The organism is Methanobrevibacter sp. UBA188, from assembly GCF_905234905.1.
GTDB lineage: Archaea > Methanobacteriota > Methanobacteria > Methanobacteriales > Methanobacteriaceae > Methanocatella.
On sequence record NZ_CAJOJM010000021.1, the window covers coordinates 1 to 25,250 of the forward strand.

Annotated in this window: 26 protein-coding genes; 9 read left to right on the top strand and 17 right to left on the bottom strand. The window is 32.0% G+C overall.

Annotation, left to right across the window (positions count from 1 at the left end; genetic code table 11):
* From QZ143_RS05675 to QZ143_RS05705, 7 genes are all read right to left on the bottom strand, one after another.
* The coding region (locus QZ143_RS05675) for a glutamate--cysteine ligase (protein ID WP_292882071.1) at window positions 1–1,111 on the bottom strand (1,111 nt) is incomplete at its 3' end.
* A 66-nt stretch (window positions 1,112–1,177) separates the two neighbouring features.
* Window positions 1,178–1,498 (bottom strand): NifB/NifX family molybdenum-iron cluster-binding protein, encoded by a 321-nt coding sequence (locus tag QZ143_RS05680; RefSeq protein ID WP_292608370.1) that lies wholly within the window; start codon window positions 1,496–1,498, stop codon window positions 1,178–1,180.
* Between the two features lie 45 nt (window positions 1,499–1,543).
* Window positions 1,544–2,302 (bottom strand): S-methyl-5'-thioadenosine phosphorylase, encoded by a 759-nt coding sequence (gene mtnP, locus QZ143_RS05685; RefSeq protein WP_292608366.1) that lies wholly within the window; start codon window positions 2,300–2,302, stop codon window positions 1,544–1,546.
* Between the two features lie 6 nt (window positions 2,303–2,308).
* The gene (locus QZ143_RS05690) at window positions 2,309–3,757 is read right to left on the bottom strand and encodes an RtcB family protein (protein ID WP_292882075.1); all 1,449 of its coding nucleotides are present in this window, start codon (window positions 3,755–3,757) and stop codon (window positions 2,309–2,311) included.
* An 88-nt stretch (window positions 3,758–3,845) separates the two neighbouring features.
* A complete protein-coding gene (locus tag QZ143_RS05695) occupies window positions 3,846–4,838 on the bottom strand; it encodes a hypothetical protein (protein WP_292606193.1) in 993 nt (330 codons plus the stop codon).
* Window positions 4,839–4,880: 42 nt separating this feature from the next.
* The gene (locus QZ143_RS05700; RefSeq protein WP_292882078.1) at window positions 4,881–5,201 is read right to left on the bottom strand and encodes a DUF4064 domain-containing protein; all 321 of its coding nucleotides are present in this window, start codon (window positions 5,199–5,201) and stop codon (window positions 4,881–4,883) included.
* 33 nt (window positions 5,202–5,234) lie between these two features.
* Window positions 5,235–5,657 (bottom strand): archease, encoded by a 423-nt coding sequence (locus QZ143_RS05705; protein WP_292882081.1) that lies wholly within the window; start codon window positions 5,655–5,657, stop codon window positions 5,235–5,237.
* Between the two features lie 88 nt (window positions 5,658–5,745).
* On the opposite strand from QZ143_RS05705, the gene QZ143_RS05710 reads away from it, so the two are divergent.
* Entirely contained in the window at window positions 5,746–5,922 is a 177-nt protein-coding gene (locus QZ143_RS05710) for a hypothetical protein (RefSeq protein ID WP_292606199.1), read from the top strand.
* 114 nt (window positions 5,923–6,036) lie between these two features.
* Here QZ143_RS05710 and QZ143_RS05715 read toward each other — a convergent pair whose 3' ends face one another.
* Genes QZ143_RS05715 through QZ143_RS05725 form a run of 3 tightly spaced genes read right to left on the bottom strand, consistent with a single transcriptional unit; the run spans window position 6,037 to window position 8,673 of the window.
* Window positions 6,037–7,146 (bottom strand): ORC1-type DNA replication protein, encoded by a 1,110-nt coding sequence (locus QZ143_RS05715; protein ID WP_292882083.1) that lies wholly within the window; start codon window positions 7,144–7,146, stop codon window positions 6,037–6,039.
* A gap of 36 nt (window positions 7,147–7,182) precedes the next feature.
* Window positions 7,183–7,902: a 6-hydroxymethylpterin diphosphokinase MptE-like protein gene (locus QZ143_RS05720; protein WP_292606203.1), complete on the bottom strand. Its 720-nt coding sequence runs from the start codon at window positions 7,900–7,902 to the stop codon at window positions 7,183–7,185.
* A gap of 51 nt (window positions 7,903–7,953) precedes the next feature.
* On the bottom strand, window positions 7,954–8,673 hold the full coding sequence (locus QZ143_RS05725; RefSeq protein ID WP_292882085.1) for a DUF6198 family protein: 720 nt from the start codon (window positions 8,671–8,673) through the stop codon (window positions 7,954–7,956).
* Between the two features lie 191 nt (window positions 8,674–8,864).
* Here QZ143_RS05725 and QZ143_RS05730 point away from each other — a divergent pair, with 191 nt between their 5' ends.
* The 5 genes from QZ143_RS05730 to QZ143_RS05750 all read left to right on the top strand — a co-directional run bounded on the left by QZ143_RS05730 (window position 8,865) and on the right by QZ143_RS05750 (window position 12,414).
* The gene (locus QZ143_RS05730; protein WP_292882087.1) at window positions 8,865–9,296 is read left to right on the top strand and encodes a hypothetical protein; all 432 of its coding nucleotides are present in this window, start codon (window positions 8,865–8,867) and stop codon (window positions 9,294–9,296) included.
* Between the two features lie 294 nt (window positions 9,297–9,590).
* Complete coding sequence (locus QZ143_RS05735; protein WP_292606209.1) at window positions 9,591–10,733, top strand: alanine--glyoxylate aminotransferase family protein; 1,143 nt, start codon at window positions 9,591–9,593, stop codon at window positions 10,731–10,733.
* 433 nt (window positions 10,734–11,166) lie between these two features.
* Window positions 11,167–11,586: a spore germination protein GerW family protein gene (locus tag QZ143_RS05740; protein ID WP_292606211.1), complete on the top strand. Its 420-nt coding sequence runs from the start codon at window positions 11,167–11,169 to the stop codon at window positions 11,584–11,586.
* A 128-nt stretch (window positions 11,587–11,714) separates the two neighbouring features.
* Entirely contained in the window at window positions 11,715–12,182 is a 468-nt protein-coding gene (locus QZ143_RS05745) for a DUF2953 domain-containing protein (RefSeq protein ID WP_292882090.1), read from the top strand.
* Complete coding sequence (locus QZ143_RS05750) at window positions 12,172–12,414, top strand: hypothetical protein (RefSeq protein ID WP_292606215.1); 243 nt, start codon at window positions 12,172–12,174, stop codon at window positions 12,412–12,414. The genes QZ143_RS05745 and QZ143_RS05750 overlap by 11 nt, the downstream gene beginning before the upstream one ends.
* Before the next feature lie 51 nt (window positions 12,415–12,465).
* On the opposite strand, the gene QZ143_RS05755 is transcribed toward QZ143_RS05750, so the two are convergent.
* Together QZ143_RS05755 and QZ143_RS05760 are read right to left on the bottom strand one after the other, a co-directional pair.
* Window positions 12,466–13,998 carry a thiamine pyrophosphate-binding protein gene (locus QZ143_RS05755; protein ID WP_292882093.1) on the bottom strand — a complete coding sequence of 511 codons (1,533 nt, stop codon included), beginning with the start codon at window positions 13,996–13,998 and terminating at the stop codon, window positions 12,466–12,468.
* On the bottom strand, window positions 13,995–14,453 hold the full coding sequence (locus QZ143_RS05760; RefSeq protein ID WP_292882121.1) for a deoxyuridine 5'-triphosphate nucleotidohydrolase: 459 nt from the start codon (window positions 14,451–14,453) through the stop codon (window positions 13,995–13,997). The genes QZ143_RS05755 and QZ143_RS05760 overlap by 4 nt, the downstream gene beginning before the upstream one ends.
* Window positions 14,454–14,519: 66 nt before the next feature.
* Here QZ143_RS05760 and dmpI point away from each other — a divergent pair, with 66 nt between their 5' ends.
* Window positions 14,520–14,708, top strand: a complete 189-nt coding sequence (gene dmpI / locus QZ143_RS05765) for a 4-oxalocrotonate tautomerase DmpI (protein WP_292882096.1) — start codon at window positions 14,520–14,522, stop codon at window positions 14,706–14,708.
* A 111-nt stretch (window positions 14,709–14,819) separates the two neighbouring features.
* On the opposite strand, the gene QZ143_RS05770 is transcribed toward dmpI, so the two are convergent.
* Window positions 14,820–15,755: a hypothetical protein gene (locus tag QZ143_RS05770; protein WP_292882100.1), complete on the bottom strand. Its 936-nt coding sequence runs from the start codon at window positions 15,753–15,755 to the stop codon at window positions 14,820–14,822.
* Between the two features lie 1,738 nt (window positions 15,756–17,493).
* On the opposite strand from QZ143_RS05770, the gene QZ143_RS05775 reads away from it, so the two are divergent.
* Together QZ143_RS05775 and QZ143_RS05780 are read left to right on the top strand one after the other, a co-directional pair.
* Window positions 17,494–17,787: a hypothetical protein gene (locus tag QZ143_RS05775; protein ID WP_292882103.1), complete on the top strand. Its 294-nt coding sequence runs from the start codon at window positions 17,494–17,496 to the stop codon at window positions 17,785–17,787.
* Between the two features lie 218 nt (window positions 17,788–18,005).
* A complete protein-coding gene (locus QZ143_RS05780) occupies window positions 18,006–18,173 on the top strand; it encodes a hypothetical protein (protein WP_292882106.1) in 168 nt (55 codons plus the stop codon).
* Between the two features lie 367 nt (window positions 18,174–18,540).
* Here the strand turns inward: QZ143_RS05780 and QZ143_RS05785 are convergent, their stop codons facing one another.
* The 4 genes from QZ143_RS05785 to QZ143_RS05800 all read right to left on the bottom strand — a co-directional run.
* The gene (locus QZ143_RS05785; protein ID WP_292882109.1) at window positions 18,541–20,760 is read right to left on the bottom strand and encodes a hypothetical protein; all 2,220 of its coding nucleotides are present in this window, start codon (window positions 20,758–20,760) and stop codon (window positions 18,541–18,543) included.
* A gap of 177 nt (window positions 20,761–20,937) precedes the next feature.
* Entirely contained in the window at window positions 20,938–23,433 is a 2,496-nt protein-coding gene (locus QZ143_RS05790; protein WP_292882112.1) for an Ig-like domain repeat protein, read from the bottom strand.
* 138 nt (window positions 23,434–23,571) lie between these two features.
* Complete coding sequence (locus QZ143_RS05795) at window positions 23,572–24,465, bottom strand: type II CAAX endopeptidase family protein (protein ID WP_292882115.1); 894 nt, start codon at window positions 24,463–24,465, stop codon at window positions 23,572–23,574.
* 114 nt (window positions 24,466–24,579) lie between these two features.
* Window positions 24,580–25,250: potassium channel family protein (locus QZ143_RS05800; RefSeq protein WP_292882118.1), on the bottom strand; the 671-nt coding region annotated here is incomplete at its 5' end.

A 25,250-nucleotide genomic window follows, 5' to 3' on the forward strand; every position in this document is an offset into this window, starting at 1 on the left:
ATTTTTTAAATGTAATTTCTTCACCATCTTTTAAAAGTCTCATTGATTCATCATAGGCTCTTTCAGCAACCAGTTCCTCATTTATTTTAGCTTCCATTTGCCAATCTGCATAATCAGACTCGTTTTTAATTGCCATATATATTAAGAACAGGTGTAAAAATTTCATATCATTTCTTATAAGGCCGCATTTATAAAAAGGATTGATATCCAAAGTCCTTATTTCAATATATTGAATTCCATCCTCCCTAAGAGACATTAACATGTCAGAAGGATCTTTAGGTTTTAATCTGATTTGTGTGTACAGCTCCTTGGCCTGTGACAAATCGCCATCATCAATGAAAGACTGCACATCATCGGCGAATTCATCAACAGAATTGTAACTTGGATGCAAATCTTTCAGATTTTTATAGCCGCATGAGGAATTTCTAAATGAAGGTCCTTTGGTACTGTAATAACTTCCATAGACATCACGAGCATCCATCAGATGAATGCAATCTTTAGAAAATGAATCATGCAAACCGATAGAACAGCCGGTCAAATAAATTATCAGCCAGCAGTATCTTAAATAATTGCGGGCAATTTTCAAATAAATTTCATTTTTAAACTCTTTAAAAGAAGATTTGCAATCGACAATGCCATATAATTTGTGAAGGACATCTTCAGAAAATGAAAAGTTAAAATGAACCCCTGAAATCATCTGCTTTTTAAAGCCGTACTTTTTAGCCAGTTCAATACGATATTTTTCAGATTCAATACCTTCTTCACCATACCTTGCAATCGGAATCTCCTGAGTATATGGCAATATGCATGGAATTGACTGAAACCAGAGATATTCATCATCAGGAAGATGGGCATTGACCAAATCTGCCAAAAGAGAAAAAACATTGAAAGCCTCATCAATAGAATTGAAAGTGGGAGTTATAATCTCAATCTGGCTTTCGGAAAAATCAGTAGTTATCAATGGATTTTTTAACTTGTCCCCGAATACTTCAGGATGTGGGGTTAAAGATAGTTTACCATCAGAATAAGCTCTAAGGCTTTCCCATTCTATACCGAAAGAGCCTTTTAAAATTTCATCAGCAGATAATTTGCATAAATTTGATAAATCCATTTAAATCACCACTAATATCAAATTTATAACTCGTGTTATTTAAATATTGTTTAAAAAAATAAAATGTTAATTTTTCATGAAATTAACATGGTCAACATATCTTTTTAAAACTTCATCAATTGGACCTTCATCCATTACCAATTTAATTCCTTGATCATCTGCTTTTATTTTGGATTTGAAACCATACTGAACAGATATTAAAACATCACAGTCACTGCATGTCTTTAAGACCTTGCCCCCTTGATGTTTTGAATCCTCTGCAATTTCAACATCCCTTTTCTCAACAAAGCTCAATTCTTCATCCCAATCATAGATGTAAACAGATTTTCCCTTTCCAAGGTGCAAATCCACATTTTCACCATCAGAAGATACTACAGCCAATCTCATATTAATCCCTCTTTTAATTAAATGAACCCATGATTATTATAACACTTACACTTCTGCTCCATCTAATGCATGAAGACATGTGCAATCTGTGGAATCATCCACATTTTTAATGAAATTATATATTAATTCAAGTAGCTCAACTTCCTTTTCACCCATCATTTCGAAAACTTCATCGATTGTCAGATTGTTTTGTGAAATTCCGGATGCATAATTGGACACGATGCATATTGAAGCATAACACATTTCCCTTTCACGTGCCAAAGTAACTTCAGGAACACCAGTCATACCTACCAAATCTCCTCCGAGCATCTTAAACATTTTAATTTCAGCAGGAGTTTCAAATCTTGGCCCCTCAGTGCAGACATATGTTCCGCCCAAAATTACATCACCGGATTTATCCAAAACATCACTTAAAGAACTACAATAAGGTTCAGTCACATCTATATGAACCACCTTATCTTCATAAAAAGTCTTTGCCCTGTTTTGTGAAAAATCTAAAAAATCATTTGGAATCACAAACGATCCTGGAGGCATTTCAAGATTCATAGACCCTACCGAATTGGTGGCAATTATCTTGGTAACTCCAACATTTTTCAATGCATCGACGTTAGCTCTGAAATTGATTTTATGAGGTGGAATATTATGACCTGCAGCATGGCGAGGAATGAAAGCCACCTTTTTTGAAAATATGTCCAAAATTGAGACTTCAACATCACCGTAATCAGTTTTGACTAGCTTTTTAGTGCAGGAATCAGCCTTATGGGTAATTTCATATACTCCACTACCCCCAATTATACCAATCATATAATATCATCCTTTTGTAACAGCCAATGGTTTGACACGTGCAACTAATTTAGCAATTCCAGTACTGTCAGATACACGAACAACGCTATCTACATCTTTGTAAGCACCAGGAGCCTCTTCAGCAATAACATGTTTGCTGTTTGCCTTAATCTTGATTCCTTTGCTTTCCATATCCTGAGTGATTTCATCAGCAGAATAATCCTTTTTGGCCTGAGACCTTGAAAGAACTCTTCCGGCACCGTGAGCAGTAGATCCAAAAGTTTCTTCCATTGCAACTTCAGTTCCGTGCAATACATATGATGCAGTTCCCATAGTGCCCGGAATCAATACAGGCTGTCCAACTTCCCTGTATTTTTCCGGAACTTCTTCGCATCCAGGTCCGAAAGCACGGGTTGCACCTTTTCTGTGAACCAATAACTCTTCTTCACGTTTATAAACCTTATGAGTTTCCATTTTAGCAATATTGTGGGCAACATCATATAATATATCCATTTCCATGTCTTTTGCAGATTTTCCTAAAACATCCTCAAATGTTTCGCGAACCCAATGAGTTATCATTTGTCTGTTTGCCCATGCATAATTTGCTGCAGCCGCCATAGCCATAATATAGTTTTGTGCCTCTTTTGAATCTAGCGGAGCGCATGCAAGCTGTCTATCCACAATTTGAATTTTATAATTTTTATAAGCCTTATCCATAATCCTTAGATAATCAGAACATATTTGGTGTCCACATCCTCTGGAACCTGTGTGAATCATCACTACAATCATTCCTTTTTTAAGGCCATATACTTCAGCCACTTCATCATTGTAGATTTCATCAACGATTTGAATTTCTAAAAAGTGATTTCCGGAACCAAGTGAACCCAATTGTGGAATTCCTCTTTTTTTAGCCTTATCGGATACGATACTTGAGTTTGCATCAACCATTCTTCCGTTTTCTTCCAAAACTTCCAAATCTTCCGGCCATCCGTAACCATTTTCAACAGCCCATTCAGCACCAAAGTCAAGAACCTTGTCAATTTCGCCTTCTTCAAGTTTTATTTTACCTTTGCTTCCAACTCCAGAAGGTATATTTTTAAAAAGCTTTTCTGTAAGCTCATCCAAATGGTCTTCAACATCTTCAATGGTCAAATTAGATTTAATCAATCTTACACCACAGTTAATGTCAAAACCGACCCCTCCAGGAGATACTATACCAGTTCTTAAGCTGAATGCTGCAACTCCACCTATAGGAAATCCATATCCAAAGTGAATGTCCGGCAGACCAATGGAGTATTTTTGAACACCTGGAAGACATGCAACATTAACAATCTGTTTAACTGCACCTTCCTCAAGGTTTTCAAAGCTTTCATCATCGATATAAAATCTTCCGGAAGCCCTCATTTTTTTATCGTAAGAGCCCGGAATTTCATAAACGTTATCTCTAACTTTTTTAATTTCATCTTTAATTGTCATAAAAATCACAGAATTATTATGCTTTAATATTTATAGCTGATATTTAAATAAAGTTTTGGTGAAATGGCTGATAATAGCAAAAAAAATATTATTCATTTAAAAATTGGTCTAAAAAGGAAATTATCTTATCGCCAATATTCTTATAATCCTCTTGTTTAAAATAATAATCGTTCTGAACAGTATCTTCAATCAAAACTTCTGAATCTTTAACCAATTCCTTAAATGGAATCATGTCAAAATCTGAATGGAAATAGTTAGTATTAGTTCCAATGAACAATGATTTCGCCTTAATATTCGGCAGTTTATCAATGACATCAAATTCCATATCACATTCATTTCTGAATTTGAAATCATACATGTCTCTAAAGAAACACTCATCTGCAAAATCTTCAAAGATAACTGTGATTTCATCATTATCCAGTTTACTGAATGCTGTTTTGGAGGATGAATGGGCAAAAAGCAAAGCATTGATTGCAACAACTGCATTATTTTTAGAAATACCATATTCATCATCAGAGTTATCAGCCGAATCAATAATGCTTTCAAAAGTCTTTGAAAGAATAAACCTGTAACCTGAAACATTAGCTGCACTATTTATAATTAATAAAAACTTCATTTCATCAGGATAGTCGCAGGCCCATGTTAAAAATTGAAATGCACCAATACCTTCACCGACCAAACCTAAAATCTTTTTGATTTTAAATTTTTCAAATAAAAATTGCCTTCTAAACTTTACCTGATCTCTAACAGTGTATTTTGGAAAATCACCATTTAATCCTGTTGATGATGGAGAACATGAACCAGGTGTTCCTAAAGATTTAATTAGTATAAAATAAGATTCATCATCAAAATTACTATTGTCCAATACATAGTTATGCATTCCAGCTAAAAAAGAATAGATTCCTCGAAATGTAGATGAAAACAAGATCGCATTAGTAATATAACCGTCTTCATCATATTTTGGAACTCCATAGGTAGAATATTCAACTTCAACATCATTCAAGATTCTTCCATATTCAAATTCAAAAGAATCCATCACATGAATTCCATGCTCTGTTAATGAACTATAAATTGTAACCATCAAATATAATTAATTAAAAAAAAGTATAAATATTTTTTTAATTTATTTTCTGAACAATGTCAATATCCCTGCTGAGAGTAAGAACAATGCACTAATCACATTAATATGGTCCGCACCAACAATGACAAACATTGTTGCGATTAAAAATCCGATACCTGCCGCTTCTTCGTTTCTTCTTAAATAGAATGAAGAAACAATACCTAAAATAGAAGCCAAAATAGCAACAAATCCCAAAAAGGAAATGTGTACTTGTCCATAATTTTCTAAGAAAATTAAAAAAGAACCTGAAAATATTCCCAAAACGGAACCTACAATACCCAGAATAAATTCAAGAGTTCGTGAAACAGTTTTTCTTCTTTTCATAATAATAAATATAAAATTTATATTATAAATAAATTACAAATCGACAATAGCCCGAAGCTCATAATGACTTGTTTTTTTAACATCCATCATATGAAATGTTATTGCCTTAATTTCAGTTTTTCGCTCATGTTTATCCCAATTTATGGACTCTCCCTTGATTTTTGCTTTAAGATTAAAGGCATCATCAATCCTTTTAATTTCCACATTAAAATCGCAAAAAAGCATGAAATCCACTTCATGGTAAAACAACAGCTCTTCAAGATAATCATATAAAAGAGATACTTCGTCTTCAGAGGTTATTTCAAATGATTTAGTGATATTTGAATCAACATTGGAAGTGTCAGAAATTATATTAAAAATAGCTAATCCTGCATTTTCAAATGCTTCATTCAAATCATTTCCATATGCTTTAAATCCAATATCGGCAGTAACATCAAAATACTCATATTTTTTCATAATTTTTATCCCTCATGATTACTTTTCAGACGCTCTCTTTCTCTTAGTTTATATTAGTATTTTTATAATATTAAGTATAGTGATTGATATGTTAAGTAATAAAGATACCTCATTAAAAGCAGATTTAAGAAAAAAAAGTTCAATAAAAGATGAAATAAGATACAGCGACTACGATGTTCAATCTTGCATGGTAATGCTTTTGGTAATAACTGCATTACTTTTATCAGTTATTTCTGTTGTTGCAGCAACTCCAGGCTTACTCTAAGCTTGATTAACTGTTTTTAAAAAAAATACAATACCAAACCCTTAACGCTGCACATTAGATAAAGCTTACCATGCAAAATCTAATGTTAACAGAAACTAATTTCCTACAGGAAAATCATATGACATAGTCATCGGGGTTAAAACGCAATATAATTTCACGAGATTTTCCCTTAACCCCTTTTCCTGTAAATTTGGTATCAATTAATCTTACAAATTCTAATTTATCCAGAATCCTATAAAATGAAGTATAACTGGATCCTGTTTTTTCTTTGAATATTTCGGATAATTCGCCGGCTGTGTATACCCCATCATAATCCGCTATTGCCTTTAGAACACTTTTTTCCTCATCATTTAAAGAATCAATAGCCTGTTTGATGTTAATAGAAACAAGTGAATTGACAGCTTCATCATAATGCTTTTGAGTAATTTCACGGCTTGCATCAGCTTCTGCAATGTTACCACATGTCCTTAAAAGATTGATTCCAATTCTCAGGTCTCCTTTTTCATAGGTATACATTGCAATTTGTTCAAGTATCTCATCGCCCAAAACATTTGGATAAAATCCTGCCTTTGCCCTGTTTTTAAGGATTTCTTCAATTTCAGTGTATGAATATAAAGGAAAAGTTATTTCCTGAGGAATGAAAACAGTATTTACATTCTTATCGAAAGCATATTTGAATTCCAAATCAGAAAGGATTGCAAAAGTAGCAGTTTTAACTCCATTATATTCTTCATATGCTCTTAAAACATCGTAAAATACTTTATTAGCAGTTTTACTTTGGAATAAATAATTGACATCGTCAAAAGCAACTATTAATGCTTTATCATTAGTTTGAAGATATTTCATAATTTGATCATAAATTCTTGAGAAAGGAACACCAGTTTCTGGAGGAATATGGCCAAATATTTTCTTGTAGATTTGTGAAAAAATTCCAAAACGAGTAGTATGAATCTGACAGTTAATATAAACACATACAACCTTCTCTGAAGTCTTTTCAACGAGTTCAAATACTTTTTTAATTGCAGTTGTTTTTCCAGTAGCAGGAGAACCTAAAACAATTGCATTTGATGGTTTACCTCCTCTTATGGCAGGCCTTATGGACATTGCCATTGCTTCCATTTGAGTATCCCTGAAATTATAGTTTTGAGGCATATAATCAGGGTCAAAAGCATTAATATTTTGAAAAAGACTTTCATCATACATTAAAATATCTTCAATTGCCATATTATCTAATCTATTTTAACTAGTATAAATCAATTATTATTCGCACAAATTAATAATATCTGCATTTTCATTTTCAACTATCCATGCAGTCAATTCTTCAGCATACTTCAATTTCTTCCTTTTGAACTCATCAGCATCTGCCAAATCGGTTGAAAGTTTTGGTCGTGAGTATTTTGTTACAATATCTCCGAAATCCATACCAGCCAAAGTAATTTCGCTAGCTCCAAGAGCAACGGCTAAAAATATGGCCCTGTCCCCATCGGTGAATCCTCCAAAGTTGTATACATTGCCAACAGGTTGAGCCTGAGTAGTTCCAAGAACATTATTGAAAAATGATGTGAATTTAATTATCTGTTCCAGATTGTCCCCATGGGCATGAACGACAATGTTTGCGCCCCTCAAGTTTGCCAGAAGAATATCGTCAAGATTCCCATCCAAATCTGTCACTACGATATCTGGAGAAATCCTCTCTTCAATCAAAGCAGTGGTTGCACCATCTGCTGCAACCAAAACATAATCTTTTAAGTCTTTATTTTCCTTCAATTCTACAATATGTTTTTTTAGAGATGGTCCAGCACCAAATACAATGTATTTATCTGAAAAATTAACAATTTGACCTAAATCATCCAATGTAAGGCAACCTTCTTCAGACAATATCTCGTCCAATACTTTTGCTGAATATTCATCATCATCTCTTGAAAAACCAAAATCATCAAGAATTTCTTTATAATATCTCTCCCAAAGACCGAATTCCATGTTTAAACCTCACTATATTAATATACCCATTAACCAATTAAATAATTTGTGCTATTGATTTACGACATTGATTCGCTTGCCTGTTAATTTGAAGTATAAATTGGAAATCTGTCTTAAAGTAAATCCCACCATGAAAGCAGATATGATTGTTCCAACATTAACGGCACCAAATATCGAGGTATAAAATAGACCGCACATTATTAATGAGATTATAACCATTGTTGCATCAAAAGCTATCTTTATTGTTGAAAATCTCCAGCCAGTTACAATAGCTATCGCTTCAACACATCCTTCGCCCGGAAGCGGGGCGATGTTTGCTGGAAGATAGATGAATATTCCAAGAGCTATCAGAAAAATACTGATTACTAAAAACAATACTGAAAACAAAATTGTATTGTCAAATGGAACAAATGAAACCAAATACAGAGCCAAATCAGTGAAATAACCAAATAGAACACAATTTATAAGCTGAAGCAATCTATTTTTCTTGAATTTAGACCTTAAAATCAGAAATTGGATTAAAATTAATGCTGCATTAAATACAAATGTAGTTATTCCAATGTTAATATTTGTTATTAATGTTAAAGAATAAGAAATAGAGCTTATAGGAGTTGTTCCAAGGGTTGACACAATTGAAAAAGCCACACCAACCGACATTACAAATAAACCTACCGTAAATAAACAAATCCTTTTAAGCATGATATTAAATATATATGACATCACCCTTAAACCTACTGCACCCACCACATTAATTGAAACCGATAAAACCAAATCAACGGTTATTGTAGTTAATTACTTTTAAAAAGAATTAATATTCTTTATTTATTCATTTTACAATGTAAGTGAGCGCTTACATGCGAAAACCTTTATATGTGAGTCAGTTTAAACTATTAATTGTACTGTAAAAGCTAATTTGTAAAAAATTACAAATTCCTAAAAAAAAACGGTACTGAGATGATAATATGGATTTAAAAATAAAAGCAATGACAATATTAGCAATATTTTGTTTATTAATTTCAGCAGGTTCCGCATGTGCTGCTGAAGATATTGCTACAAATTCCGATGACGTACTCAGTATTGATATGGATAATAATGTAATTGGAGTGGATGAAAGTACAGGCGACATTGCTGATGACGGCGTTCCATACCACGCCGATGGAACCAACGCAACAGGCAATGCTTCCGGAGACAGGTATGAAGACTTTGTTCCACAGCACGCCGATGGAACCAATGCAACAGGTGGTTTTTCAAATGAAACTGGAAATTCAACCAGCAGCGGAAATTCAACCAACGGCACAGCTACAACTCATACATTGCCTGCTACAGGTAATCCAATATTAGCTTTATTAGCAGTTTGCTCCCTTATTGGAGTTTATACTATAAAAAGAAAATAGGCTAATAATAGCCTATCTCTTTATCCCTTTTTTTAAAAAACAATCTTTTATACAAACAATACTACTTTTAGAAAATCTCTTTTCCAAACATTGCATACAACATCATAGATTATGCAAATTATTTAAACAATATGAAAAAAATTAAATTTTGATTGAACAATAGATTAAAATACGTATTTAAAAATTCTAATAATGTGAATAAACTCACACATTAAAAATATTTAATAACTATAAAAATAATAAATAGTTATAGCTTGAAATTAAGCTAATTTTCTAGAAAATTGGAGGAATTTAATGAACGATATTTTATTAATGCTTCCTGGACCAACAACTGTACATCCAAGAGTACTCAATGCGATGTCACAAGCTGTTGTTAACCACAGAGGCGCTAAATATGGTGAAATTTTAACTGAAACTACTGAATTGATGAGTAAAGTTTTCCAAACCCCAAATGATTCTTATTTATTAACCGGATCTGGAACTGCAGCTATGGAAGCAGGTATTGCTAATACCGTAGCCCCTGGAGAAAAAATGTTAAATGTCGTAGGTGGAAAATTCGGAGAACGTTTCATGAAAATAGCTAACACTCACGGAATTGAAACCAAAGAATTAGCAGTTGAATGGGGAACTGCTGTAACTCCAGAAGCTATCGCTGAAGCATTGGATGCAGATGAAGACATTAAGGCTGTAAGTGTAATCCACAATGAAACTTCAACCGGTGTAGCTGCACCTATTGAAGAAATAGGTAAAGTAATGAAAAACTATGATGCATTATACATCGTAGATACCGTATCTTCCCTTGCAGGAGATGAAGTAAATGTTGAAAAATTCGGCATTGACGTCTGTCTTACAGGATCACAAAAATGTATTGCAGCACCGCCAGGAATGGCTGCCATTACATTAAGCGATGATGCATGGGCTGCTGTCGATAAAGTGGAAACCAACACTTTCTATTTAGATTTGAAAGCTGCTAGGAAAAGCGGAAGCAAAGTCCCTCCTGAAACTCCTTACACACCTTCCGTTTCACTTACTTATGCAATGAACGAAGCTTTAAAAATGGTTTTAGAAGAAGGATTAGATGAAAGAGTTGCACGCCACCACAAAGCAGCAAAAGCAAGTGTTGCAGCTGTTAAAGCTTTAGGTTTAGAATTATTTGCAGACGAAGCAGTATCATCTGCTACAGTTACTGCAGTCAAAATGCCTGAAGGCGTTAAAGATGCTGACTTTAGAGGAACCACCCGTGACAAATATGGTGTTGAATTAGCTGGAGGACAAGACCACTTAAAAGGAAATGTCTTCAGAATTGGACACATGGGAAATGTTTCATACAAAGAATTGACCCAAACATTTGCAGCTATCGGTATGACCCTAAAAGGTTTAGGTGCAATTGATGATGCAGGTGCTGGTGTAGCATCCATTACAGAATCATATTTATGATTCTTTTCTCTTTTTTTTGAATTTTTATTTATGTAAAAAATATATTACTTATAAGTTACACTTGAAACATACCTCTTGTGAAAAATTGTTATAACTTATATCTGAAAAGTTACACTTGAAATGCCCCCATCTTATGAAAACTTATAAGTTATCTGTGAAAACTTACACTTGAAATACATCTCTTTTATGAAAACTTATAAGTTATCTGTGAAAACTTACACTTGAAATGCACCTCTTTTATGAAAACTTATAAGTTATCTGTGAAAACTTACACTTGAAATAGACCTCTCAATTTTTGATGAAATAAGAATAACTTAAAAGTTACACTTGAAATATATGTCCTTATAAGTCAAAAAGTATTACTCAATGATTTTCTAAAAATATTTTAAACATAAAATACAAATATTAAATCATAAATATAGGATGTGAAACTATGACCAATAATATTAAAACAACAGTTGAAGAATTACGTAAACTTATTAATGTAGATAATGTAATTGGTACACCAATCGAGACCGAAGACAAAGTTTTAATCCCAGTTATAAAAATGGGTGTAGGATTCGGTGCAGGAGAAAGCCTTCTTGGAAATGAAGGAACAGATGTAATGGGTGCCGGTGCTGGAGTAGAACCAATATCCATGGTAATGATTCCTAAAAAAGGCAACACTGCAGAAGGAGTTCGTGTACTTGATTTAAGTAAAGGAAGTGAAGCTAACAAAGCATTATCCGACTTAGGCCTAATCATTACAGATTTAGTGAAAAGTTACTTAGGATCACAGAGTGATGAAGCCTATGACGAAAGCGAATACATCGAACCTGAATTTACAACAACAGATGAAACTGAAGAAGAATAGGAATCAAAATGTTTAACATCCTAGGGATGATTATTTTAATAATCATCTTATTCATTATTATTTTACTTTTGATTGGAATTAAAATATCATTCATTTATACAAAAAAAGAAAGTGAAATAAAGGGATGTTTGAAAATACTTATTTTTAAAAAAATCAAGGTTTATTCTCATGAATTCCCTTCTGATGATGATGAAGACGAAGAAAAAGAGGAAGAGGAAGAAGAAGGTAAACAAAGAGACATTAAAAAGATATTAAAACTGGCTAAACCTTGTTTAAAAGATTTTAAAGTCTTTTTAAAATCAGCTTTAAATATAATTAAAGTTAAAAAAATTGAAAACCATCTTATTTTTGGACTTGACAGTTTTGCAGATACCGGAAAATATATTGGCATAATATGGAGCATTTTGGCTGTAGTAAACACAATGCATGAAAAATTACGAATAAGCGCTGAACCGTCATTTAATGGAAGCCAACTTGATGCTTGTGGTGTCAATGAAGTTGAAATATATCCTCTAAGGCTTATAGTTCCAACAATTAAACTAATTTCTAAAAAGGATGTTCGCAAATTCATAAGAGGTGTTTGGGATGAGCGATGAAGGGTTCTTTAAAATCAACCAAGACACTGAATTCAAATTTAAGGATTCATATGGATTTACATTTGTCTTTGAAGAGAATATCTTAAGAATTAATGAAAAAATCTCATCCGCTGAACTTAAACCTGTTGGAATAATTTATGAAGAAAATGATGAATATTACTTCGCACCCCTAGATGAAGTTGGTGATATTAAGGCAATTATCAACGAATTTATGAAAAGATGTTCTGCATAAATATCGTTTGAAAAAAATATCACCACAAAAAATTAAAGATATAAAAAAATATCATTTTGGAAGCGGGACATCTTCACTTTCAACAATTACTTCAACAACAAGAGGTCCTGTCAGATTTTTTTGAAGCAATAATTTCAAGTCATCAAGGTTATCCACTCTGACCCCATCAATTGCATATGATGCAGCAAGTTTTACGAAATCGGGATTTTGCAATTTGATTTGGTATGGATTCATATCATAAAATGATTCCTGCCATTGGCGAATTATTCCAAACTCAGAATTATTCAAAATAAAGACAATTACATTCAAATCATATTCCTTCAATGTTGCAAGTTCCTGAGGATTCATCTGAAAACCACCATCACCGGTTATGAGAATAATTTTCTCATCACTGGCAACACATGCTCCAATAGCTGCTGGAAGACCATATCCCATAGGTGCAAGTCCACCTGAAAACAATAGCTGACCTGGCTTTTTTGATTTCTTTAAAAGTGTAGTCCATGTTGTATGACTTCCTGCATCTGAAACTACAATATTGTCTTCAAATTTGTTTAAGATTTCAAAAATTGCTGCTTGTGGTTTTAAATCATCATGAATGCCTTCAACAGCTGTTTCATTGTCAATATCTAAAATTTCATCTAGCCAATCTACTTTTTTAAAGTTAACATTCAATAAAAAGTCTTCAACTTTACCATGAATTGGATAATCCCCTATTAAAACATCTTTATTGATGTTTACATGAATTAAGTTATCTGGAATTTCTGAAAATGTCCTTTCACTGGCTTTTATCCCCAATGCAATGATGCAATCAGCATTTTCAAATGCATATTTTGACCGAGGGGTTGAACGTGCTCCAACCATGCCCAAATTAATGTCTTCATATTCTGAAATTATTCCCTTTCCATGAAATGTTGTGGTTACGGGAATATTATATTTCTGGGCTATTCCTTTGATGTTTTGGCCTTGTGAAATTGCGCCTGCACCCAGAATGAATAATGGTTTTTGAGACTTATCAATCAGTTCCTGGGCTTTTGAGATGTTTGACAGGTCATCTTCACATAGATAGCATAGCTCAAAGTCTTCAAACTCAGTGCTTAAAAGCACATCCTTTGATAGGTTGATGTGAATCGGGCCTTTCGGATTGTTTTTAAGTGCAAAAAGTGAAGCTCTCAGTACATACAAGGCTTCAGTCCCATTTAATGGATTGTAAGAATCCTGTGTGATGTTTTTGAAAATTTCAACTTGAGGAGTTGTCTGGAAATAATCGCTTCCCTTGTATTTCAATTCGTTGTCACCGGTTATAACAAGAATCGGAACATTATCCTTATATGCAGTAGCCACTGCCATAGTGAAGTTTAATGCGCCTGGAGATGCAGTTGCTATGCAAACACCAATTTTACCGGTTGAGCGATAATAGCCATCAGCAGCATGTGCAGCTGCCTGTTCATGCCTTGTGAGAATATGATTAATGTCTGAAGTTGAAAGTGCCTTGTAAAGCGGCATGATCTGTTCGCCAGGAATTCCAAATACATCGCTAATTCCCTCTTCAGCCAAAATCTCAACAAATTTATCACTTACGTTCATTCTTCCTTCTCCTGATAAGACCCATCATATTCACCTGAACCTTCTACAGGGAATACAACCGCCTGGGCAATTCTATCTCCTGATTTGATTTTATATTCAAAATCTCCATGGTTGTAAATCATAAACATCAATGTTCCATAAAAACCTGGATCTCCCACAGCCGTTTGAACGGATATAAAAGACCTTAACAGAGTTGATCTTGGAAGATAGAGCATTGTATAACCCTTTGGTATTTTAACTTTGCGTTTAATACTTGCCAAATAGGCAGTATGTGGCTTTAAGGTGTAAATGTCACCTTCCATTTCTTTAAGTTCCGGCAAGTTTTTTTCATTGTCAATAAGTGAACCTGCGCTTTTTTGAGTGTATATCCTGTCCAGTTCCAAGTCTATTCCTGATGGTTGAACCAAATCCTTGAAATTTGGAAATAATTTTATAAGTTCTTTTTCGCCAAGCATCATATCAAAACCTTTTAATAATTTATTTATACTACCGCACTAATAAATTTTAATTGGTGATAAAAAATGCCTGTAATAACAATAGCTGGAAATGATGGAATTAGTGTTGAGAAAAAAAGAGAAATGGTTAAAAACGTTTCTAAAGTAGTGGCAGATGCTTATGATTTGCCAATAGAAGCAATAACTGTTTTAGTCCAAGCTTATGAAAAAGAAAGCATTGGAGTAGCAGGTGAATTGCTATCAGATAGAGAATAATTAACAAAACGGGAGTTTTGCAGAACAAAACTCCCCAAATTTACAGACTAATGTGTTAAATATATTAACACAGTCTTATATTAATACTGATTAATATATAAAAATTTTGATTCATACTTTTCTATACACATCATCATCCAATTTTTCAATAAGATTCAATTCTTGAAGTTCATCAAGATATCTTTGAATTTTTTTGTCAAAGTTTTTGCTTTCATATCTTTTAAGTTTCACTTTGAGCTGCTGGAATGTGAACTCATCACCTGCATTGTCATAGATGATTTTTTGCCAAGGGGTCAAATTGAAAATAATATCTTCAAGAGGATTTTCAACATCACCTATATTCCAGAAATCATCCTGAGTCTTAAGTTGAAAATCATTTTCCAGCTCGTCAATGCGGTCGGTCAATATGTCCAGATGAGGATAGTTTGCAAGTCCGTTTTTGTGCTTGAAAATTTTATTCAAAAATTCGCTTTTTGCATTTTCCAAATTTTTTTCAGCTTCAGCCAATGTTTCATATGATGCCAAAATATATATCCTGTCATCAAATACCTCAACGATTTTATAGGTGTCAGTCTCATCACAAAATTCAATTTCACCGAATGCATTTACATCCCAGTCATGCTCCAGCAAAAAGTTTCTGGAAAATGTTGCATCCTCAAGATTGTCAAAGACTCCAAAAATATATTCATCTCCGGCAATCTGTTTTTTGATGATGTAGTTGTCAAAGAGTCTTGATATGTTCAAACCGTATTTTGAGTTGTTGGGGTTTCTGATCTTTTTTCGGGTGAGTTTTGAAATTGCATCAAAAGTGGGTTTTTCACTAAACTGCCCTAGACAAAATAGCTTATCATCAATGACTTTGAAAACAAGATACCCATTATCAATTTCAAAAATTTCATCATGAATATTGTCAAGCTGCCAATCGCTACTGACTAGAAGATCTCTTGCAAACACTGCAACATCAAGAGAATCATATTTTCCATATGTCCTTGAATTTTTAACCACTGTGAAATTATTCTTATTTTTGCGGATGTATTTTTCGCTCATCACTTTAATTTTAACTTTGAAAATTAATATAAATTATGTTTTAAGTATGAAATTTAATTTCTAAAGAGAGGTCTATTTCAAGTGTAAAAGCTTTAAAATTAGAGTTTTTCGAAATAAATATTGATTCTTTTCTTAAATTATAAAATTGACTTATTTTATCATATTTACCCATGAAAAATGAAATTTTTATGAAATAATATTAATGGCTTGAAAACAACAGAAATATGGCAAAAATCAAGAGTTACTGGGAGGTAAAATTCTTACTGAAAAGCAACCTTAACTTGCAAAAAGAAAATTGTTAGGTTAAGTGGTTTGAGATATTTGAAATGAAGCTAATCTTTCAAATTCATTTATATTGCATAATTTTAAAATCACATGTATAGAAATCAAATAATTTTTTATACTAATTTCTGATTTGAAGTCATATTGGCTGTTTTCGATGAAATGAGTGAAAATTCCAAAAATTTTCAAGATTTTTTGATGAAATTTACAGGTGAAAATTAAAAATTGTAAGATATTTTTTACATAATTCTTAAATCTGAATTTTGAGAAATCTCTATAAACAAAATTATGATTTGAAATCAATTTTAAATTATTGATAAAAATAAATTAAAATTTGGAAAGAAAATAACTTTTAAGGCACAATAAAGAAATTATCGTAAAAAAATTTCATTCTAGATAATGGCTAAAACTGCTTTTTTGACAGATTCCGGCACAAATAACATATGATTTTTAACATTTTTACAATATTGCAACAATTTAGAAAAAATCATCGATTTTGAAATTAAAAATTTCAAAGTAATCATCCACATCAGAAATTCTCTATCAAAAACATTTTGAAAAAAAAATGAATATTGATTATGAAATTAATGCTTTTCAAAAATTGAATTTTATGCTAAATTTACAATGCCATTAGCAAACAGGAATACTTCAAAAATTTATTGACAAACATCTCAATATACCATCACATCATCTTAGAAAATAGATGATTCAGCAGCCAAAACTGAAAAGATTTTTTGAATTGAATGAAAAAATAAGAGAAATAAAGAAGTTACTTGAAAAAAATTGTATTACAATATGTCAGAATACGGTTAAATTCCAAGGAGCATATAAAATGTTATTGAAATATTGATAAATAACCTCACCAAATTAATTTTAAATTCCACACCATCCAAATAATGAAAGTACTATTAAAAATAATGAGTCCAAATAGCTGATGAGATCTTGACCTTAAAGGAAAAAATAGAATAATTTAGGAATACCTAAAAATTAGCGAAATATTTATATATTATAAATTAAAAAATATGTAGTAGGAAGTGTAGAATTTACCCCTTCAACCCTAATATCCACACTTCCACACCAACAATTACATGGAGGTGAAAATGTGATTATTGGTATCGAAAACCTAAAAGAAAAACAAAACCAAGATAAGGATGACTCCGAATAACTTGGTTTTACCTCTATTTTTATGATAATTATGAAATTTTTTTAAGATATGTTACTTGATAAGTAACTATTTTGCCTACTTGAGTTTTTTAATGACATATTCGTTTTTTAGTATCTTGAATTTGAAATCAACTTCCATTTCAATTGTTCAGCATGAATTAACTTTTTTAATAATTAAAATGCCCCTATACTCTATTATAAGCATGCAAGCAAGCACTTGCACACGAAAAACTTTATATTAAATTATAATAAAGAGTATAACTAATAATTAAAAGTTTAAAGGAGGCATAAAATGAAAATAGCCATATTTGCAATATTAATAATCAGCATGGGAATTATGATTTCAGTATCTCCAGAAGCACATGCAATTGATTCAGGTGTTTCACACATTATTGGAGATATCAAGCATCATTTAAATGACAGTGAAATTCACAATACTGCACAAGACAACGACACATCACTAGAACAAAACATGAATCCTCCATTAAAAAATAATCAAAGCATGGATGACATAGAAAACAATACAGATTTTACATCAAAGTTTATAGATATAGACAATAGCATATTTGACATTTACCTCAGTTAATTCAACACTTAAAACCACTACCATCACTTCCCCCATATTTAATTAATAATATCTGCAGTTTTTCAAAGTTTTTTAGATCAGTTTTTAATGTCCCAATAATAGGCATTATTTCATTATTAAAAGAATTAAAATACTTTAATTTTAAAATAAATCATTTAAATATCTCTTTTAACTATTTAAAAATGTAAGTAGGTACTTACATGCGAAAAACTTTATATATGGATAGTTTCATATACTTAATTGTACTTAGAAAACACAAATCTCTAAGCTACACTACAAAATACAAAAATGTGAATGATGGCGTATACGATGACATCACAAACGATGGCATCCGTTACGGTGTTATTTCATACTGCAAGGAATATATTATTCCAAAAGACGATTGAAAAGACAAAAAAATCCGACGATACTGCAAACTTCACCGGCATAAAATCACAACAAATGGTGTTTGTGAAGTGAAACACGACTGTGAAGGATACAATGTGGCATGTTGGCAGAAGAAAATGAAAACATAGACTTTCAACACGAAATGAATTTAATAAAGACAAAAAATAAGTGCAGTAGCATTTAGATGATCTTTATTATTCAACCCAATTGGGAGTCCCTTTAATAATTTCCCCCATTTAAACACGTAAAACTCCCAATTAAATTTATCCATTATTCATTCATGTAATAGTATGTATTTGGAGTGAAATATCCATTCTCCCAAAAAAACGACTCCAAATATTTACTATTCCACTCGTTCTAAAAAAATTACTTTTTAACTCTAACTGATTTTTTAACCGTGTCTTTTAAGTAAGTTGCCTTTAATGTGACCTTTTTACCCACCTTAAGATTTTTTAAAGCAGATTTTTTTACAATGACCTTTGCAATACCTTTGGAATTGATTTTTGCTTTGTATGTTTTGCCATTGAATTTGAAGGTGACAATCTTATTTTTAAGGGATTTCTTTAAACTAGCTTTTAAAACCAACTTGGATGATTTTTTAATTTTTGATGTTTTTAAAGAAATTACATGCTTTACACTTACTTTTTTAGACAACTTTTTGTTCTTGTAGATTGCAGTTATTGTATATTTCTTAGGTGAATACTTTGATGGCAATTTAAGTTTTGCAATACCTTTAGAGTTTGTTTTTGTAGATTTGACTTTTTTGCCATTGATTTTGAAAGTTACAGCAGCATTTTTGATTGCTTTACCAGTTTTACCTGTAACCTTTACCTTATATTCACCACAATATGAAACTTTAGTTGATATAGGCTTTATCTTAATTGGAGCATAATCCACATAAACACCCACATAATAGCTTTCCTTAAAGCCGTCGCTTCCAGTATATTTAACATCAATATCCCAGTCTCCAACAGGCAATTTGGACAAATCGAGTTTTGCAATACCATTTTTAATGGTTGCTGAGTATACTTTAGATCCTATTTTAGCTGAAATTTTACCTTTGCAGCTTTTAGGGACTTCGAAATAAAGCATATTTTTCTCCCCAACGAGAACATAGCTTTCATAAACAAGATCCGGAGAAACTGTAAGGTTTGTGCAATAGCCACTTACGTCGTAATCACTGCCAGTATATTCTACTTTAAGGACATATTCCCCTGGATTAAGGTTATCCATATCAATTGATGCTTTACCCTTAACCAATTTAACAGATTTGAATAATTTGTCATTCAAATAGACTTTTAAACTTCCTTTCGCATTAGAAGGCAGAACAAGATCTATGCTTGACCCGTCATTAAAGGTTATATCATTTAAATCAGTAATTTCATAATCGACCGTAAAGTTGTCAATGACTGACATAGGATAATATTTTTTATCACCCAAATAGGTAACATTGACTGTGTAGTTTCCTTTAGGTAATTTTGAAATATCAATCCATAAATCCTGGCCTGATTTTTTAATTGAAGCAGTTTTGTTGTTTATTGTTACTTTAAACAGCTTTACATTCATATCCTCAGGAATATAAACATCAATTGTATTATCTTCACCGTAAACATACATCCTTTGTACAGTCAAGTCAATGTCATATGTAACATTTACGTTGGCGATTTTGGTTCTTGTGAAATTTTTTGAGTTGAAGACAACCTTAATTTCATGACTTCCACAGGTAATGTCATCAAAAAGAGAGTATATGAACTCGCCATATTTATCTAATGCTTGTTTTTTAACCAGTTTTGAATCTATATATACACTTACATCTCCTTTGGCCAATGAACGAACAGAGATGCAATCATCATGATCAAGATAAATCGATTTAGGTATCTCCATTACTACATTTGTAACATTAAATGTTATATTCCCTTCGCAAGGATTATAGTAATCATCACCTGAATAGACAAATGACATGTTATGAATTCCCAGGCTTGCTGAAGTTACTATGGATTCATTGAAATAAACAAAAGGCGCTGTTACGTTAGTTTTGTTAATCAGTTTGCCGTCCAAATAGATTTCAACATTTCCGGTTGCAGACCTTGGAAACATGATGGCTGGAATATAATAATGACTTTGGGAAAATTGCAAAACCTCCTCGGGAATCATCACTGAGGGAGTATGATTTTGAGGATATTTCATTACAATCAAATCATGAGTGACATTTATCTCAACATTGTTGTAAAAAGCTGTAACCTTATAATGTGTTGAGTCATATGGAGGCCAGAGATTCACATAAAAAATTGGAAACTTCTGAGGAGGAAGCTGAATTGGGATGGCCACTGATTTATTGGTGATTGTTTCATTATAAATTGAATAATTATTGATTCTAACTTCCAAATTGCCCTGAGCAGTTTCCGGAAGGTCAACAGTAATATCCGTGAGATTTTTAGCATAAACTTTTTCATCAAAAGTGACATTAATTTCACTTGCAATTTCTGCATCCTGTGCAATACTTGGAGCATCTGATTGAACTGCTGAATTAGAATCGGTTTCAAGCGTATTGTCCGTCAAATTGTCAGCTGCACTAACACATGACATTGCAAATAAAAATATAATTAGCAAAAATATAATTTTTTTAGATTTCATCAAATTATAATATGATTCAAATCATATTTAATAGTATTCAAATAGTTGAATATGGAGTTTGACATGACTTGGTGAAGTTAAAAAAAAAGAATATTAATTTTGAGCAATAACACTCAAAATTAGAGAAATCTATTTGATTTTTAAAGTAATCTTTTTAGTTACTTTATTGTATGTTGTGTCCCCTGCAAATTTTACAGCAACTTTATAAGTTCCTTTTTTAGCTAATTTTATATTTACACTAGCTATTCCCTTTTTATTTGTTTTTGCAGAGTAGGTTTTTCCTTTAACAGTAAATTTAATTAATTTACCTTTAACAGGATGGTTTTTCGCAGATTTGAATGTTGCTTTAATGAGTTTCTTTTTGGTTTTTACCTTATATGTTGCTTTTTTAGCTGTAATTTTTGGAGTTTGTTTGGTTACTGTTATTTTGGCAGCAGCATATGATGCCTTATAGATATTGTCACCTAAATAATATGCTGAAATAGAATAGGAACCTGCTTTTTTGATGTTCAATTGGAATTTGAAAGCACCATTCTTATCTGTTGTCTTCTTATATGTTTTTCCATTATATGAAATTAATATTTCTTTATTTGGTAAAACAATACCTAGAGCATCTTTCAATACTCCTTTAAAGTATTTTCCTGTTTTGCCATCAACAGCAACATCTACTGTCTTGGTTTTCACATTACTACAGGTGATTCCAGTTTCAACAATTGGAACAAAAATAGTAACGTCGGCTTCTGTTTTAACTCCATCATGTTCACATTCAAATAGATATTTACCACTTGACAGATTTTTAACAACATATTCCGCACATCCGTATTCATCAGTAGTTACATTAGCTATATTGATGCCGTTTAAAAAAACATTTACAACACCTGAAATGTCATTTCCAAACCCATCCATTAGGAAAATATATAAAATAGTGTCATCACCATACGCTTCAGCCTGGCTGACATACATATTAATTGTATAATTTTCAAATGGAGTAATATTCAAATTAGCTGATTGGGCAGCATAAGTGAAATTGTCATTTTCCAAGTATCTTATTATAATCTTGTAGATGCCAGGTTTTTGGGATGGGAAACTTGCATAATATCCTATTTTTGAAAATGCTTTTGAAAGAACTGTTGAAACATTAGCGCCCAATCCCATTACAATCTTATCCAAACCGCCTAAAATCACTGAAGAATTGAATTTACCATAATTACCGATTAATGAACATACACCCAGAAAGGTAGTGAGCTTGAAATTAATTGCTGGAATAATCTTATCAAAACCCATTTTAATGCTTGAAGTATTTAATTGAGAAATATTCAATATCTTATTTGCAATTCCACTATGATTGCCTGCAATAAGATCTTTTAGCCAACCTACAGCATAAGTCTCATTAAAGAAGAAACCTTTAAAAATGTCCTTTATTCCATCAAAGAAAAGGGCTATTTTAGAGCTGTTGAATCCGGTAATTTCAGATACGGCATTTATTACTTTATTAATATCAAATTGATATTTTCCAATTATATTTTTTACTATATCTGCTGCAGCATCAACATCTATACTGAAAGATTTGAACAATTTGGACAAACCTCCACCAACAGTTGAATTAGGACCTACCATCATCTTAGCAACATCGACAGAATTTAAACCATATTTTTCAGAAATACTGAGAAATGCTTTCACAATAGTTGGCATGTTTAAATTATTGTAAACATAAACGTCCTTAACTAACTTAAAGACATCATGAAGGTTTAAAATTTCAGGACCATTAATTATAGCCAATAGTTCTAATCCAATTGCCAAAGAGAATTTTAAATTAAGAGACTTTTGAATATCTAAAAAGAAAGGTATAATGTCATCAATGGTTAAATTGAATCCCTTAAGAGTGAATTTCAAGGCATTTATAAATGCTGTTTTGTTTACTTTAACCGCTTTGGAAAGTTCATGCACAGCATTGAGATTGGTTACATTCATTTGGCTAATTGAAGTTTTCAATACATCTGCAATTTTTGTTACATTGATAATATCAAGGGCAATAATGTCAGTTAGCAGACGTGATACATTAAGGTTGATTCCTTTAGAAATGTCACTGAATCCACTTCCTATCAAACTGGAATTGAAATTAGTTGAATTCATGGATGAATATACAATATTATATGCATCTAAAAGTTCCAATCCATTATTAAATATGAGAAGGTTATTCAAATCCAATTTTTTAAAGCTATCTATGCCATCGCCATTATATACAAAAATGTCCTTACCAATATTATCCTCTGAATCATAAATTGTTACGATAACTTCACCGGAAATAAGATTACCTTCCGAATCAGTTACATTAAATGGAATCACAGGTTGGGAATACTCATCAACAGTAATATTTTCAACATTTATGATAGGAGTATCCTTATTTTCATCACCAGATATTATTTCATCTGATAGAACATCCCCTACTTTTGTTAGTGTGGATTCATCTTTAATATCATCCACTTCTTCTACATTCAATTGTTCATCATCCAAACTTGCCTGTTGCACAAATGAATCATTGCCGATGTTAGAATCAGCACTCACCGCCCCAATGGCAAGTAAAGATATGAGAACAACCGAAACAAATAACATAAATTTATTCATTTAACATCCCCCTATGAAAAAATTAAATTGTTTCATATATTATAATATAAACATGAAGATATAAAAAAATTTTTAAAAAAGAAAAACAATATTGAATGCATCTTGAAGAAGTTGATCCTTTACAGGATTATACCCATACTATTCGCTAACTGAATTGTCCCTTTTCAATCCAATCCAATTGTATTTCCTATCAATTAGGAATATTGCTGCGATTGCAGCAAGAGAAATAAGAATTCCTTCCAAACTACCTTCAAAAGTAATATTATTTGAAAGTTCAGTAGCAGTTAATCCTGCTGTAAGAAAGACTATTATATTATGTACAGAATGCAGTGCAGATGAAACTTCCAAACCGTCACAATACCATGCGATTACCCCATAGCACAATCCGCTGAACAATACATCAACAAGACCCATTATATTGTACGAATGGATGACTGTGAAAAACAATGCCTGAAGAATTATTGCAACAACAGGTATTCTAAACCAGGACCCTAAAGTCTGCATTAAAAATCCACGACACATAAGCTCTTCAGCAAAAGATTGGAATAATGTAACAATAATCATCGCCAATAATGTCAGTATTGTGAACTTATTGTCGAATTCAACACCAAAAATCAAAAATTCGACCAATGTAATTATTCCATATGCAATCAATGCAATGACTGAAGATTTGACAAAAATTTCCCAGTTCCATCCTCCCCGTGAGGATAAATATGATGAGAAGGGCCTGTCACGAACTACCATCGAGGATATGAAAAATGAAGGAATTATAAGGGCAATATTGATTGAAGTGTATATTCCCTCTACAGTTTCCAACCCCGGACTTGAATTTGGATTGTACAAAAGAGAACTGCTGAAGAGTTCCGGGAAAAATATGCCGAATAAGACATCACAGAGTATAGACAATATAAAATAGAAAATAAAAGTCAAAACCGCAACAAGAATCGGCTTATACCACCTATATTTTTCAAATGACCTTGGAAAAGTACAAAAATCACTTTTTACATCATCAACCCTTTGAAAAATTTTCATATATCTTCACCTACATTTAAAAAATGTTGAAAATTCATATATAACTAAATTGAAACAACGAAAAATTATTTAAAACTTATCAAATCTCAATTTACATGAAATTCCTATTCAAGCTCATTTATTTTTTATAATCTCTTTTAACTCTTTTATTTCATTTTTGAGCATTTCATTTTCTTCAGAGACATTCTTTAATCTGCCTTCAAGAATTTCAAATTTCTCTTCCATTGAGCTTTCAATGGAAGTTACTATATGATTATCATCATCTTCCAATATACGATTGGTAAAAACCGAAGATATTGCTGCAGTAATTGTGGAAAATACAAATATTCCAATAATAATCAAAATCAGTGCGATTACCTTTTCCATGTAAGTCTGTGGAACTACATCCCCATAACCTACAGTAGTCAAAGTAACAATTACAAAATAAAAATCATCAAAAAGACCATAAGTTGAACCGAAGACATACAATAAAGCAGTGAATATAACAACAATTAAAAACATTGCTGCAATAATCTTATCCAGGTTACTTTTTTTAATGAACTTTTCAAAAGTATCAAATCTGTTCATCAAAACCAGCACTCTTAGAAACCTCAAAAGTCCAAGATACCTTAAAATCCCCATTTCTGGAACAAAAACTGAACAAATTAAATCAAATGGTATAGAAGCAATTAGTGAAATCCAATTATCTTTCTGTTTTAAAAACGCCAATTTCGGTGATGAAAAATAAAGATTGATAAACCATTCGGCTAAAAGAAGGATACAGACGCAAAAGTCAAAGAGCATCA

What these genes read in the sequence shown, in the direction of transcription:
- QZ143_RS05695 (WP_292606193.1), bottom strand. Translation starts at nt 4,838, where the DNA reads ATGGTTACAATTTATAGTTCATTAACAGAGCATGGAATTCATGTGATG.
- QZ143_RS05750 (WP_292606215.1), top strand. Translation starts at nt 12,172, where the DNA reads ATGAGCGATGAAGGGTTCTTTAAAATCAACCAAGACACTGAATTCAAA.
- QZ143_RS05715 (WP_292882083.1), bottom strand. Translation starts at nt 7,146, where the DNA reads ATGGCAATTGAAGATATTTTAATGTATGATGAAAGTCTTTTTCAAAAT.
- QZ143_RS05735 (WP_292606209.1), top strand. Translation starts at nt 9,591, where the DNA reads ATGAACGATATTTTATTAATGCTTCCTGGACCAACAACTGTACATCCA.
- QZ143_RS05710 (WP_292606199.1), top strand. Translation starts at nt 5,746, where the DNA reads ATGTTAAGTAATAAAGATACCTCATTAAAAGCAGATTTAAGAAAAAAA.
- QZ143_RS05790 (WP_292882112.1), bottom strand. Translation starts at nt 23,433, where the DNA reads ATGAATAAATTTATGTTATTTGTTTCGGTTGTTCTCATATCTTTACTT.
- QZ143_RS05775 (WP_292882103.1), top strand. Translation starts at nt 17,494, where the DNA reads ATGAAAATAGCCATATTTGCAATATTAATAATCAGCATGGGAATTATG.
- QZ143_RS05795 (WP_292882115.1), bottom strand. Translation starts at nt 24,465, where the DNA reads ATGAAAATTTTTCAAAGGGTTGATGATGTAAAAAGTGATTTTTGTACT.
- QZ143_RS05770 (WP_292882100.1), bottom strand. Translation starts at nt 15,755, where the DNA reads ATGAGCGAAAAATACATCCGCAAAAATAAGAATAATTTCACAGTGGTT.
- mtnP (WP_292608366.1), bottom strand. Translation starts at nt 2,302, where the DNA reads ATGATTGGTATAATTGGGGGTAGTGGAGTATATGAAATTACCCATAAG.
- QZ143_RS05690 (WP_292882075.1), bottom strand. Translation starts at nt 3,757, where the DNA reads ATGACAATTAAAGATGAAATTAAAAAAGTTAGAGATAACGTTTATGAA.
- QZ143_RS05755 (WP_292882093.1), bottom strand. Translation starts at nt 13,998, where the DNA reads ATGAACGTAAGTGATAAATTTGTTGAGATTTTGGCTGAAGAGGGAATT.
- QZ143_RS05700 (WP_292882078.1), bottom strand. Translation starts at nt 5,201, where the DNA reads ATGAAAAGAAGAAAAACTGTTTCACGAACTCTTGAATTTATTCTGGGT.
- QZ143_RS05705 (WP_292882081.1), bottom strand. Translation starts at nt 5,657, where the DNA reads ATGAAAAAATATGAGTATTTTGATGTTACTGCCGATATTGGATTTAAA.
- QZ143_RS05740 (WP_292606211.1), top strand. Translation starts at nt 11,167, where the DNA reads ATGACCAATAATATTAAAACAACAGTTGAAGAATTACGTAAACTTATT.
- QZ143_RS05780 (WP_292882106.1), top strand. Translation starts at nt 18,006, where the DNA reads ATGGATAGTTTCATATACTTAATTGTACTTAGAAAACACAAATCTCTA.
- dmpI (WP_292882096.1), top strand. Translation starts at nt 14,520, where the DNA reads ATGCCTGTAATAACAATAGCTGGAAATGATGGAATTAGTGTTGAGAAA.
- QZ143_RS05760 (WP_292882121.1), bottom strand. Translation starts at nt 14,453, where the DNA reads ATGCTTGGCGAAAAAGAACTTATAAAATTATTTCCAAATTTCAAGGAT.
- QZ143_RS05680 (WP_292608370.1), bottom strand. Translation starts at nt 1,498, where the DNA reads ATGAGATTGGCTGTAGTATCTTCTGATGGTGAAAATGTGGATTTGCAC.
- QZ143_RS05785 (WP_292882109.1), bottom strand. Translation starts at nt 20,760, where the DNA reads ATGTCATGTGTTAGTGCAGCTGACAATTTGACGGACAATACGCTTGAA.
- QZ143_RS05730 (WP_292882087.1), top strand. Translation starts at nt 8,865, where the DNA reads ATGGATTTAAAAATAAAAGCAATGACAATATTAGCAATATTTTGTTTA.
- QZ143_RS05720 (WP_292606203.1), bottom strand. Translation starts at nt 7,902, where the DNA reads ATGGAATTCGGTCTTTGGGAGAGATATTATAAAGAAATTCTTGATGAT.